Below are 13,142 nucleotides of genomic sequence, written 5' to 3'. Positions count from 1 at the left end.
TTATTCCTCCTCATCAATTTCGATTGTAGTTACTGAAAATCTGTCGTCTGCCTTAAGTTTTTCTGAGTTTTCACTTTCTAAAGCTTGCATTTTTTCTTTAGGGTGAATGAACGGATGATTTTCATCTACTTCTTCTTCAACTGTCATCAAATCAACATTATTTTCTCTATCTTCATTTTTCCAATAAGCATTAGCTATTGCATGTGCTGTGAATGGAGACAATATAAAGTACACTCCCGCCAACAGATATTGTCCTAAACCAATCAACGCAATGATACATGCAATATCAAACAGTCCAACAATGTGGATTCTTGCATAGACTTTATTCTTTGTAGTATTGCTTAAGCTTATAAGGCCCACTGCAGATATTATGATTAATATCGCCGCAATGATTAAAAGGGCTGCTTTGATATATTCAATCATTTGTCATCCCCTCCTAAAACAACAGCAAATGCAACAGTGCCTACAAAACCAAAGAATATTAAAGCTAATGATATATCTCTAAAGAATTGAAGATTATATAAGCTACCAACAATAAGTAATGCAACTGCAAAAGCGTTTACAATTACGGAACTTCCTAAAAGCCCCATAGATGTAGATTTGTATGCGCTAGCTCTCAATGCAGCGAGCATCATTATTATTAATGCAATAACCAAAATATATTCTGAAATTAATAATATATCCATACTATCTCACTCGATTGTTTACTAAAAGAAAAATATTATTCCAACATTTTCTTTATATAAGGTTCAAAAGGAATAATATCCTCTTTACTTCTTGGAGAAATAGCAGCTACTTTGATAATGTTATTTTCACTGTCTAAGTCAATAGACAAAGTACCAGGAGTCAAAGAAATACTATTTGCTAAAATTGTCTGTGAAACAGGCCTCTCTAAAACTGTTTCAATGTCAACAACTATAGGATCAATATTTCTTCCCATAATCCTTATAAAAGCAACATCAATAGTTGCTTTAATGATTTCATAAATAAGGTCTAAGAAATAAATAATTCCATAACCAATTCTAGTCAAAAACATTAAACAAGCTCCATTTCATTTAATTATTAAATGTCCTAGTTGACATTAATTAATAATATTATTATTTATCATGATTATTTATTATAAATGTATGCTTTTTTAAAAAAAATATTTAAAACTTGAATTAAACTATACAAAAATTTTTAAAAAAAATTAAATGAACAAAAATGTTCACTAAATTAAAAAAATAACGTCAAACTACCAGTTAAATCGGATTTTAGACAAAAATTTACAATACCTAAAATATATAAATATAAAAACATATAAATTTAGTCACACCTAAAAAGTGATAATATGGATTTAATAGATAAGCTTGAACCGATAATAATATTTTCCGCAGTAATATTCGGATTAATTTTTTCCAACATCCCATTAATAGCTGAAAATACTGCATATCTAATCAACATATTCCTTTGCTTGATGCTTTTTGGATTATTCCTAGAAATACCATTAAAAGAAATAAAAGACAGTTTTAAAAATGTTAAATTCACATCAACAAGCTTGATTATCAACTTTATCTGGACACCATTATTCGGATACTTTTTAGGAAATCTATTTTTAAACTGGAACATTGATATCCTTATTGGATTTTTCATGCTGATATTAACTCCATGCACAGACTGGTATTTAGTTTTTACCAAAATGGCAAAAGGAGACATTACTCTAAGCTTATCAATTTTACCTATAAATCTAGTGCTGCAAATTATATTGTTGCCAATATATCTGATAATATTCTTCTCAAGCGGAAACACAATGGATTACAGTCAATTGGCATATTCCCTTTTAATTGTCATTGTCATCCCATTCATCGCTGCCCAAATCATCAAATTCATATTGAATGATGAGTTAAATGAAAAGGCAAGCGACCTGTTCTCTTCACTACAGATTTGGTTTTTGGCTCTTGCCGTATTTTGCATATTCGCAAGCCAAGGAGAACTATTGTTCAATAACCTAAACTCAATTGTAAGCATTTTTGTCCCATTACTCATATTCTTTGTAGCGAACACCATAATAGACCTATTGTTATCTGAAAAAATCAACTTCACATATGAGGAATATGCAAGCTTGACAATGACCACATTGGCTAGAAATTCACCTTTGGCACTTGCAATCGCTATAAACTCATTCCCCGGACATGAGTTGATTTCAATCGCATTAGTTATTGGTCCATTAATAGAACTTCCGGTGCTGTATATTGTTTCCAAGTTTTGTTTATGGGTAAAAAATTCTGGACTGTTCTTTACTTGCAGATTCTAAAGAACATACTGCTCAAAAATCACAAAAAGAATTGGAATATGAATTATCAAAGATAATACTGCCAACAGAAACACCATGCTCAATCCAAAATTTCTATAAACCTTCTTTGATGAGATTGGCGCAAAAATCTTAATTCCCGCAGGAGTAAAAGAATCAAGAACAACATGTGAAAACAATCCCAAAAACAAACTCAAAACAATTTCAATATAACTTATTTCCATTGTAGGAAATACAAATAAACCAATGAAAAATAATGGAATGAAAATCATTAGCAGCTTCTTGTTCAAGAACAAAAAACTTAAGAGAGCTATCAAAATTGCCATCAGAAGATAATGATTATCGATTACAGTAACTGCATCAATCAGTTGAGAGCCCCAAATCAAAATCAAAGATACGGCAGCAGTCAAAGTCAAGACGCCAAAAATCGAATGGGTAAAACTTCTGTGTTCTGAAAAATAAAAGGTAACCCCTAAAAAAACAATTATTAAACCAATATAATAAGGTAATTTAAGGATATAAAGTGAAATGAACACTATCAATCCTAAAATAATTATCTTGTAGACATTGTCCTTCTTGAATTTATGATCAAAGTCAGGAATATTTGCACCAATTAACGTTAAAGCAATTGTTAGAGGATTGTGAAAAAACATGAATGCGAGTACTAATGCAAATATTGAATGTCCCTTATAGGAAGACAATTAAATCACCTTAGTTAAAAATAGGATTTGAGTATTTAAAAGATTAATCAGAGAGCATTTGAAAAGTAATATTGTCTAAACGCCAAAATAATCTAAAAAGCTTTTCATTTGGGAAAACGATTTTTCAACATTGCCCGCACCAACACTGCCAAAAGGAGCCAACACCTCACATGTCACTGCAGGGATTCCTTTCAGATTGCAAACATCCTCCACAGCCCCCTTATATGAAGAGCCCGCATAATCAAATGAGATGATTTCAGAGCCCACATCCCTTGAAATATAATTAGCGATCAAATAGCTTTCAGGAGTCGGAGATTTTGATGAGAAAACTGATTCCCTACCCGGATTTGAATTGTAGGCAGTTGAGTGAAAATCTCCCACAACATTGATTCCCAATTCAACAACACTTTGAATAATCAGATTACTTACTGAATCATGAATATGCGCAGAACGATTTAAATCCATTGCATTAAATGTCCTTTCATTATTCATAGTGGCCTTTGGAGCTGCAAACGGAATGAAATATAACGTATGGTTAAATTCATTTCCAATCAAATCGTTTAACAATCTTACATTGGCCAGTTGGGGAGACAATTCATTGCCATGGATTCCGGACAATATTAAAAGTTTGTTCCCACCAGTTCCCAATTTAAAAATAGGAGTTCCATGAACACATTTTTCAAGAATGAATTGAGTGAATCTATTCAATTCCAAACTTTTCAGAATATGAGAATTTCTTGAAATGAAACCTCCTGAAAAATCAGAAACATAGGCCATTTCCAAATTGCCGAATTCCTCAATTTTTTTAAAATGCATAATTAAATATACAGTAAAACTCTTATTTAAAAATAAGTATGAAAATGAAAAAATATATTAAAAATCTGATTAGGCTCATCAATTATGAAAGAGATGCTGAAATTGACCTTATGACACGAGAGATAAGCACAATGTCAGGTCAAAAAAGGGAAGAGTTAGGAAGAGCCATCAATAAAGTCAAAGGAAAAAGTTTAGGGAAGGAATTGGGAATGCAAATCGTCCAGTTCGGAAGGTCTGAGGTGATTGACACAGAAATATCTGTAGGAGACATGGTTCTGGTAAGTACAGACAATCCCCTCCGTAGCGACTTGACAGGAACAGTTACCGAAAAGGGTGCAAGATTCATCAAGGTTGCATTTGACAAGAGAGTTCCAAAATGGGCGATAAAAAAGAAGGTCCGCCTTGACCTATATGCAAACGACATCACATTCAGAAGAATGGAAGACAATTTGAATCATTTGAGTTTAAAGGGAAAAAACGCACTTGAATATATCTTAAGCGAAAGAGACCCTAAACAAAACCGCAAGACACCTTACATCAACTATATTGACGAATCATTGAATGATTCCCAAAAAATAGCTATTGAAAATAGTCTGTCCTGTGAAAACTTCTTTTTGATACATGGGCCTTTCGGAACAGGAAAAACACGCACACTTGTTGAACTGATTTCACAGGAAACACGTCAGAATCACAAGGTTTTAGCTACGGCCGAAAGTAATGCTGCGGTCGACAATATATTGGAAAGACTGATGGATAACAAGAAACTTAATTTAACTAGATTGGGCCATCCACAAAGGGTTTCCAAACATAATATCACACAAACCCTTGCATATAAAGTTGAAAAGCACAAACTCAACAAAAAGATTAAAAAAATCCATAAAAAGATTGATAACCTGATTGAAAAGAGAAAGGTTCACACAAAGCCAACCCCCCAATACCGCCGAGGACTTGGAGACTATGACATTCTGCACTTCGCATCAAAAGGAAAAGGAGCAAGAGGAGTCAGCTCAGACAAGATGAAGTCAATGGCAAAATGGATTGAAATCAATCAGGAAATCGATGAGGCACATGACGAAATCAAAAGAATCGAAAACAGAATGATTAAAAACATCATTGAGGAAAGCGACGTCATTCTGGCAACCAACTCATCTGCGGCACTGGAATCAATAGCTCGAGTCAAGTTTGATGTTGCAATCATCGATGAGGCTTCACAGGCAACAATTCCAAGCATACTCATTCCCCTTGCAAAGGCGCATAGGTTTATCCTTGCAGGAGACCATAAGCAGTTGCCCCCAACAATCATCAGCGAACGTGCGGGAGAGCTTGAAAAAACAATGTTTGAGGAACTTATCAAGATGTATCCCCACAAGTCCCAACTGTTGAATGTTCAGTATAGGATGAATAGCCTGCTTATGAAATTCCCGAATGAGGAGTTCTACAACAACGGATTGAGGAGTGCATCAAGCGTTGATGAAATAACAATCAACGATATTTTGGATTCTGATCATGACGAGGAGGCATTGCTTTTTATCGACACATCAGATGTTGAGGACAATCGTGAAATGCACCTTAAGGATTCAAAGTCAATTGTCAACAAGTTAGAAGCAGACATCAGCGTCAGCATCGCTAGAGATTACCTGAATGCAGGGATTAGTGAGGATGACATTGGAATAATCAGCCCATATGCTGACCAAGTCAAGATAATACAGGAAAACACACCGGTTGAAGTGAAAACCGTTGATGGATTCCAAGGCCGTGAAAAGGAAATAATCATAATTTCAACTGTAAGAAGTAATGAAAATGGAAATATTGGATTTTTAAAGGATTTAAGAAGATTGAATGTGGCCATCACTAGGGCAAAGAGAAAATTAATTATTATAGGAAATAAGGACACATTAAAAATAAATTCAACATATTCCAGACTCATAAAATTCGTTGAAGAAAATAATTTATTGGTTAAAATTTAGGTATACCTAAACTTTTATATACTATGAGCCCCAACATATTAACAGAGATGAAAAGTATTGAAAAATACTTTATACTCATGACTCTTAATTGGGGTTTTTATTTTAAAAAAACCAATATGTCTTTCAACCTCAATTATACCCTCAATTAAGAGTTTCTTCTGCCAACTATTTTTAAAAATTTTAAATACTATTAATAATAAAATTATTTAATAGACTAAACATTCTTATTTATAATTTAAATTAATGGTGATTAATAATGACTGAAAAAGTACTTTTAGCATTTAGTGGAGGACTAGACACCTCTGTTTGTGTTAAATTATTAGAAGAAAAATACAATGTAGAAGTTATTACCGCATGCGTAGATGTAGGACAAGGCGAAGAAGAAATGGAAAAAGCAAAAAATAGTGCAGCTAACATTGGAGGATTAAAACACTTCAATATCGATGCTAAAGAAGAATTCGCAAACGAATACATCGCACGTGGAATCAAAGCAAATGCAGAATACGAAGGATATCCATTAAGCACTGCTTTTGCAAGACCATTAATTGCCCAAAAACTTATAGAAGTAGCTGAAAAAGAAGGAGCAACCGCAATTGCACACGGTTGTACAGGAAAAGGAAACGACCAATTCAGATTTGAAGCAGTTATTCGCGCAATGTCCGATTTAGACATCATTGCACCAATCAGAGAAATGAACTTGACCAGATCTGAAGAAAAAGCATATGCAGAATCCAAAGGAATCAAGTTAAGCTACGATAAAATTTACAGTATTGATGAAAACCTCTGGGGAAGAGCAATTGAAGGAGATGTCCTAGAAGACCCTGCAAACGAACCACCAGAAGACATCTACGAATGGACTGCCTCCTGGGAAGATGCTAAAGACGAACCAGAAAAAGTATCTATCGAATTTGAAGAAGGTATTCCAGTAGCAATTAACGGCGAAATGATGCCATTAATTGACATTATCATCAAAGCAAACGAAATTGCAGGAGCTCACGGTATCGGTAGAGTAGACACCATTGAAAACAGAATGATCGGTATTAAAAGTAGGGAAATCTACGAAACCCCTGGTGCTAAATTGTTGATTGCAGCTCACGAAGCATTAGAAGAATTAGTTTTAACCACTGATGAGTTAAGATTTGCAGAATATATGTCCGGACTCTATGCAGACCTTGTCTACAGAGCACTCTGGCAAGAACCATTAAGAGAAGACCTTGACCAAGCAATCGACAACATGCAAGAAAGAGTAAGCGGAGAAGTTGTAATGAAACTATTCAAAGGTTCAATCCAACCAATCTCAAGAAAATCTCCATTCAGCTTACACAGCATTGAGCAAATTACCTTTGAAGACAAAGACACTGATCAAAGAGAAGTTGAAGGTATGATTAAGCACCACGGTCTTCAAGCTGCAAATTACCAAAAATTAAACAGATAGCTTTTAAGCTATCCATCACTTCTTTTTTTTAACCTTCAATAAAATGCCATTTACCAGTTAATTAGAAAAAATTAATATTTATCAAAAATATAAATAGAAATATGTCTAAAATTCAGCAATTACAAGAGATTATTGATAATTCTGACAACATAGTATTCTTTGGAGGAGCAGGCGTTTCAACAGAAAGTGGAATTCCGGATTTCAGGTCTGAAAGTGGAATTTTCAAGAGTTTGGAAAAATATGGGGACACCCCTGAAAATCTAATATCCCACAGTTACTACATGGACCATACCGAAGAGTTTTTTGAATACTACAAGGACACTCTCGTTTTTAATGATGCCGAACCAAATGCCGCCCATTTAAAGCTGGCAGAATTGGAAAAATCAGGAAAATTAAAAGCCGTCATTACGCAAAATATCGATGGACTTCATCAGAAAGCAGGAAGCAAGGAAGTGTTGGAGCTTCATGGAAGTGTCCATAGGAACTACTGTCAAATTTGCAACAAATCATATGATTTAGATTATATTCTTGAAAGTGATGGAATTCCAAGATGCGATTGCGGAGGAATTGTAAAACCAGATGTTGTCCTTTACGAGGAACCTTTAAACAATGCTGTTTTAAATTTTTCAGTGGATTACATATCTCAAGCGGACACATTAATAATAGGTGGAACATCACTTGTTGTTTATCCTGCCGCAGGATTGATAAATTACTTCAACGGCAAGAATTTAGTGTTAATTAATAAAAGTGAAACACCTTACGACAACATTGCAAGTTTAGTCGTCAATGATGCCATCGGCAAAACTTTGTCCCAAATCAAAGTCGAGTGATTCTGGAATCAATTCAATGCCTGACAGCTGATTATCACATCGGTAGACCAGAATTTCAACACCGCTGTCATAGGCCTCATTTAATGTCTGGCTAAAGTTAGGGTCGTTTTCCCAATTAGGTCTGAAGAATTTACCGATTGGATGTTGAATCAAAAAGAACACACAACATCTATTTCCTTCTTTTTTAAGTTTAATTAACTCTTTTAGATGTTTTGCTCCACGTTCAGTTGGAGCATCTGGAAATCTTGCTTCCCCATCGATAATTAATGTCACACCCTTAACTTCGACATAGCACTGCTCATTTTCATTAGCCAAGTATATATCTATCCTTGAGTTATCGATTGTCTTTTCTCTTTGATGCAGTGAATAGCCATCAAGTTCATTTATTTTGCCATCAATGATTGCATCATAGACAATACTATTGGCCTGTTGAGAGTAAAGTGATACTAAGGCACCCTTGTTTTCTACGAAATGAAGTGAAAACTTGGTTTTTCTATTTGGATTATCTGAAGGTTTTAACCAGACAACAGCATCCTCGACCAATAGCTCCTTGCACCTTCCCGTATTAGGCACATGAGCTATTTCAAGTTCCCCCTCAATTTCAACTTCAGCAATGAACCTGTTAGGTCTTGCTTTAAAAATTCCCTTAACATAATCCATTTTTAATCACACTACCAATGTGAGAAACCAAATCCGTTGCTGAAAAGCCATTTCCTTTAACTTCATATGCCTCATCACCTGCACATCCATTAATGAAAACACCCAAACATGCAGAATCAAAAGCAGACAAGTCCTGTGCAAACAGACTAGCGCATATTCCAGCCAGTGCATCGCCAGTTCCACCGACAGTCATGCCTGAATTTCCAGACCTGTTAATTCTAAATCTAGTTCCGGACAGGATTAAATCATATTGCCCCTTAACTATGACACTTCCCTTAATCTGGCGGGAAATTTGCTGGAATTTGGTAATGTTTTCATCAACCTTATCAAAATCATAAGAGTCAATATCCAATTTTAAATCATCATGAACGTTGAAAAATGACTTGAATTCAAAAATGTGCGGTGTCAGTATGATATCCTCACGATTCTTGATTAATTTTAATTCAACTTGCTTTAGGGCATCCGCATCCAAGACAATCGGTTTTTTAATTTTTGTCACCAGAACATTGAATAGCTTGGATGTATCCTCATCAATTCCAGATCCCGGCCCAATCAATACAGCATCAACACCCTCAGAAATTTCAAGGATTTCCTCAGCATGACTAAGTGACAGTTTATCCCCTTCAAGAGACTTGACAATCAAATCCGGTGATGTGGATTTAATTGCAGCTGCAGCCTTTTCAGGTGTTGCAACATAAACCAAATCCGCACCTGCACCAATTGCAGCCATTCCTGCGATGGCAGGTGCTCCAGAATAATCTTTTGAACCTCCAATAATCAATAGCCTGCCGTTATTGCCCTTATGAGATGATGAATCTCGATTTTTAAGTCTTAAAAAATCACCATAATTGACAAAATACTCCGCTTCAAACGGAATTCCAATATCCGCTGTGACCAATCCTCCGACAAGTTCCTCTTCGGCATTCCTCACACCTGTTTTGATTTTATGAAAACTGATGGTATAATCCGGAACAACCGCCAAGTCACTTACCTCACCGGTCAACGGATTCATTCCTGAAGGAACATCAACACTTATCTTAATTCCATTTGATTCATTGATGACTTCAATCGCCCTTTTAACATTAGTCTGAAGTTTGCCTTTAATACCGGTGCCCAAAAGACCATCCACAATTATAAACTCAGAATTTTGACTTTTAGCAACTTCAGTATTGTTAATGTCGTCCAAGGTCTTTAAATTATAAATCTTTAAGCGTGAAAGACGTGGTTTCATGTTTTGCAATATTTCAAAATTAACTTTAGACTCAGTTGAGCGGATGTTATCCTTCAACATGTAAATGTCAACATCATATCCCCTATTAAGCAAGTATCTTGCTGCAACAAAACCGTCTCCACCATTTCCGCCAGAACCTGTGAAGATAACTACCTTAACTGGTTTTGAAAATGTATAAACAGCAATTTTACCCACTTCCTCTGCAAGGGATTTTCCCGCAGATTCCATTAAGCATAACCTTGATAAACCTAAATATTCGCAGTTATAATCTGTAACCATCATATCAATCGGATTCAAATAATCACCTTTATTGATTAAAATATAAGACTCTGACATAAATATAATTATCTCAATTCAGAAAAAAAAATAACTCTAGAAATTAAAAAAAAGAAATAAAAGAGCACAATTAGTTAATTGTAATTGTACTTTTAGAAGACACAAAGTATTTATCATTACCGGAATAAATTGTAACTTCATGGTCGCCCGCTTTCAATGTTTTCGGATTGAAGCTTGCCACCCCTTTCGAATTTGTTTTTACTGTGTAAACCTTGTTATCAATCTTTAATTTTAACTTAAGCTTTTTGATTGGATTTTTGGTTTTCTTGTCCTTTACAGTCACATCAAAAGTTTTGGAATCGTTGAAGTTCATATTCAATGCTGGAGCCTTAACATTAGTCTGTGTCTTGATTAACTTGTCAATATTTCCCAATTTAAATTTTCCAATGAACTTGCTTGATGGAGTTTTAGGAAGACTCTCCTTAGATATGAACTTGCCCTTGCAGACAATGTCATCCCTTAGATGAGCGGTGCTTCTTCCAGCAAGGCGACCATTATCGTTTGCAGCATAAGCCTTTAATGTTGAAGTGGTCTTTCCTTCTGAAGTGGTGGCTTTCCAATGAAACGCAGTTGCATCCCTTCTGTTAACTCCAAATGAATCAGTTGCGGCAACTTTAATGGCTGCTTTTACTGGATTGCTACTGTACTTATCCCAAGTTCCATGCCTAAACATTGACCTTGCATTTGGAACGTCGATAAATTCACCGGACTTCAATTTACCGGTTGATATGCCACTTGCCCAAACCAATGCATATTTACCGTTAGGCGCCTTGATTGAAAAATGACCTATCCCCAACTGTCTTTCATACCTTTGAATCTTTTTTAAATAAGATTTTTTAATCTTACCGGATTTTGCCATTTTACCTGCAAGCTTCTCAATGGCATGGTTGATTGAGGGATTGTCCATACCTCCAGTTGCTGCCATCCAACCATCGGCAGTTGCTAAACAATGGAAGAAGTAACTGTTGGTTTTATACTGCTTAACAGCCACTTTACCGTTCAGCTTATATTTGACAATGTGTAAAGTCTTGGCATTTGTTGCATCTCTTCTGAACCCAACAACCGCTTCATTTTTGTTTACCTGAATATACAAAGAGCTGCAACCGGTTTCAGCAGTTTCCTTAATAGTCAATGAGGATTTTACTTTTTTAGCTTTCAAATTTGCATTCTTTTTAAGAGAAGTGACGACCTTGTAAGATCCGACTTTAAGATTCTTTTTTAGCATTGCAACACCATTAGAATCGGTGATTGCCCAGTAAGTTTTATGCTTATTGTTTTTAATTACCTTAAAAGCTACCTTAACACCTTGAACGGGATTTTTAGTAATTTTATTAATGACAATTGCCTTAAAATAAAAACCAGATTCAAAATAAGTCTTGAAATCCTTAGTTTGAATAGCCAATACAGATTTATCCACTTTAACAACAGCATTTGCAACACTTGAAGTGTGATTTTCATCACCAGCAAATTTAACTGTTGCATGATACACGCCAGGTTTAAGGTTTAATTTTAAAACGATTTTTCCCTCATTATCCGTGTTTTTGTTGTATATCTTATCATTTATAGAAATGGAAAGCATCTTGTTTGAAATCGGTTGGTTATTGTCATCTTTCAGATAACTGACAAGCTCGGAACTTTCCTTATAATAATTATTCACGTCACCTGACTGAATGTGAGTATCTACTTTACCAGGTTTTTGGGAAGAATCTTGCAAGTCCTGTGAGTCTTCCTCACTTAAACTTATAGAATCATCCCGTTCAACGTCTTCATGCACATTTTCAATCGCATTAACATCAGTTATATTTTCATTAGCTGAAACAACACCGCAACCAATTAAAAATATAACTAATATCAACAGAAACAATAATTTATTTTTAAACATTATATTAACACCATTTTTAATAAAACAGCCAATATTTAATTAAATAATCAAAAAATAAAAAAAAGTAGAGAATTAGAAATTCTCTAGAATAAGTCTTGTAAGTGGATTTGGTAAGGTCCTAAGTTTCCACCGTAGTTACCAGCACCGATTTCAATAACACCAGGAACTTGGCAAGCAGCTTCAATACCTGCTTTCATAGCAGCTTTAACGGATTCTTCGTCTACACCGTCAATAACAATTTCCATGTTACCGAATACGTTTTCTGGTAATTCAGTTTCTACTTGGTCTTTTAAAGTTACACATTCTTTTTCGTTGGTAGATGCACTCATGAAAGAGTATTTGGAACCAGTTTTAGAACCGGAAGCAACCATACCACCGGAGAAAGGAGTGATTACACCAGCAACGGCGTGAATAGCATCAACAGCAGCTTCAGCAGCAACGATGGAAGCCATTTGACTGTCAGCCATGATGAAGAAGTTTCCACCAGCTACACCATCTTTCCATCCCATTTCATCTTCCACTAAGAATTCACCAGACATGATAGGGATAACGTGCATTTTTTTACCGTTTACATCTTTTTCAGTTTCGTATCCGTCACCGAAGAACTTGAGTTGTTTTCCGGTTGGGAATGCTTCTTCACTTTCTAAAGCATTGAATGCTGCTGCAGTAGGAGCAGTTAAAACACATTGTCCGATTCTGTCCATGATTTGTCCGCCTAAAGCTTTTTTGGACATGTGGCAAATCATAATTGCATAACCAGGTCTTCCATCTGGAGATTCAGTTGGAGGAACATATTGGTCAATACCTGCTTCTGCAGGACATCCGATAACGGAAGTAGCAAATCCTGTAGCTTCAGTAGCTGCAATTTTAGCTAAATGTTTAGTAGCTGCAGTAATAATAATTCTAGATACTTTAATTCCAAAACCTTCAGCAAAGGTATCTTGTATTTCTACACCATTAATTTCCATAATTTCACCAAAATTTTTTTAAAAAT

At 35.2% G+C, this 13,142-nt stretch carries 13 protein-coding genes; 4 read left to right on the top strand and 9 right to left on the bottom strand.

What is annotated here, in order from left to right:
• The 3 genes from ILA26_RS00460 to ILA26_RS00450 are packed head-to-tail and all read right to left on the bottom strand — an operon-like array spanning position 1 to position 1,036.
• Positions 1 to 423 carry a cation:proton antiporter gene (locus tag ILA26_RS00460; RefSeq protein ID WP_292892864.1) on the bottom strand — a complete coding sequence of 141 codons (423 nt, stop codon included), beginning with the start codon at positions 421 to 423 and terminating at the stop codon, positions 1 to 3.
• Positions 420 to 686: a monovalent cation/H+ antiporter complex subunit F gene (locus ILA26_RS00455; protein ID WP_292892863.1), complete on the bottom strand. Its 267-nt coding sequence runs from the start codon at positions 684 to 686 to the stop codon at positions 420 to 422. The genes ILA26_RS00460 and ILA26_RS00455 overlap by 4 nt, the downstream gene beginning before the upstream one ends.
• Before the next feature lie 35 nt (positions 687 to 721).
• Complete coding sequence (locus tag ILA26_RS00450; protein WP_292892862.1) at positions 722 to 1,036, bottom strand: monovalent cation/H+ antiporter subunit E; 315 nt, start codon at positions 1,034 to 1,036, stop codon at positions 722 to 724.
• A 294-nt stretch (positions 1,037 to 1,330) separates the two neighbouring features.
• Between ILA26_RS00450 and ILA26_RS00445 the strand changes: the two genes are divergently transcribed.
• Positions 1,331 to 2,293 (top strand): bile acid:sodium symporter, encoded by a 963-nt coding sequence (locus tag ILA26_RS00445; protein ID WP_292892861.1) that lies wholly within the window; start codon positions 1,331 to 1,333, stop codon positions 2,291 to 2,293.
• On the opposite strand, the gene ILA26_RS00440 is transcribed toward ILA26_RS00445, so the two are convergent.
• Both ILA26_RS00440 and ILA26_RS00435 read right to left on the bottom strand, forming a co-directional pair.
• Positions 2,290 to 2,991 (bottom strand): metal-dependent hydrolase, encoded by a 702-nt coding sequence (locus tag ILA26_RS00440; protein WP_292892860.1) that lies wholly within the window; start codon positions 2,989 to 2,991, stop codon positions 2,290 to 2,292. The genes ILA26_RS00445 and ILA26_RS00440 overlap by 4 nt on opposite strands.
• Positions 2,992 to 3,066: 75 nt before the next feature.
• Positions 3,067 to 3,807, bottom strand: coding sequence for a succinylglutamate desuccinylase/aspartoacylase family protein (locus ILA26_RS00435; RefSeq protein WP_292892859.1), 741 nt, complete (start codon positions 3,805 to 3,807; stop codon positions 3,067 to 3,069).
• 44 nt (positions 3,808 to 3,851) lie between these two features.
• On the opposite strand from ILA26_RS00435, the gene ILA26_RS00430 reads away from it, so the two are divergent.
• The 3 genes from ILA26_RS00430 to ILA26_RS00420 all read left to right on the top strand — a co-directional run bounded on the left by ILA26_RS00430 (position 3,852) and on the right by ILA26_RS00420 (position 8,039).
• Positions 3,852 to 5,774 carry an IGHMBP2 family helicase gene (locus ILA26_RS00430; RefSeq protein ID WP_292892858.1) on the top strand — a complete coding sequence of 641 codons (1,923 nt, stop codon included), beginning with the start codon at positions 3,852 to 3,854 and terminating at the stop codon, positions 5,772 to 5,774.
• A 256-nt stretch (positions 5,775 to 6,030) separates the two neighbouring features.
• Positions 6,031 to 7,209 (top strand): argininosuccinate synthase, encoded by a 1,179-nt coding sequence (locus tag ILA26_RS00425; protein ID WP_292892857.1) that lies wholly within the window; start codon positions 6,031 to 6,033, stop codon positions 7,207 to 7,209.
• A gap of 101 nt (positions 7,210 to 7,310) precedes the next feature.
• On the top strand, positions 7,311 to 8,039 hold the full coding sequence (locus ILA26_RS00420) for an NAD-dependent protein deacylase (RefSeq protein ID WP_292892856.1): 729 nt from the start codon (positions 7,311 to 7,313) through the stop codon (positions 8,037 to 8,039).
• On the opposite strand, the gene sfsA is transcribed toward ILA26_RS00420, so the two are convergent.
• From sfsA to fhcD, 4 genes are all read right to left on the bottom strand, one after another.
• Positions 7,986 to 8,699 (bottom strand): DNA/RNA nuclease SfsA, encoded by a 714-nt coding sequence (gene sfsA, locus ILA26_RS00415; RefSeq protein WP_292892855.1) that lies wholly within the window; start codon positions 8,697 to 8,699, stop codon positions 7,986 to 7,988. The genes ILA26_RS00420 and sfsA overlap by 54 nt on opposite strands.
• Positions 8,686 to 10,227: an NAD(P)H-hydrate dehydratase gene (locus ILA26_RS00410; protein WP_292892854.1), complete on the bottom strand. Its 1,542-nt coding sequence runs from the start codon at positions 10,225 to 10,227 to the stop codon at positions 8,686 to 8,688. Before ILA26_RS00410 ends, sfsA begins: the two co-directional genes overlap by 14 nt.
• A gap of 109 nt (positions 10,228 to 10,336) precedes the next feature.
• Positions 10,337 to 12,148: an Ig-like domain-containing protein gene (locus ILA26_RS00405; protein WP_292892853.1), complete on the bottom strand. Its 1,812-nt coding sequence runs from the start codon at positions 12,146 to 12,148 to the stop codon at positions 10,337 to 10,339.
• Positions 12,149 to 12,231: 83 nt separating this feature from the next.
• On the bottom strand, positions 12,232 to 13,116 hold the full coding sequence (gene fhcD, locus ILA26_RS00400) for a formylmethanofuran--tetrahydromethanopterin N-formyltransferase (protein WP_292806796.1): 885 nt from the start codon (positions 13,114 to 13,116) through the stop codon (positions 12,232 to 12,234).
• Positions 13,117 to 13,142 lie beyond the last annotated feature (26 nt).

It is taken from the genome of Methanobrevibacter sp. (assembly GCF_017940815.1).
Taxonomy (GTDB): Archaea; Methanobacteriota; Methanobacteria; order Methanobacteriales; family Methanobacteriaceae; genus Methanocatella.
Note: the sequence above shows the minus strand (reverse complement) of the source record. Positions and strands in the feature narration are given on the sequence as shown.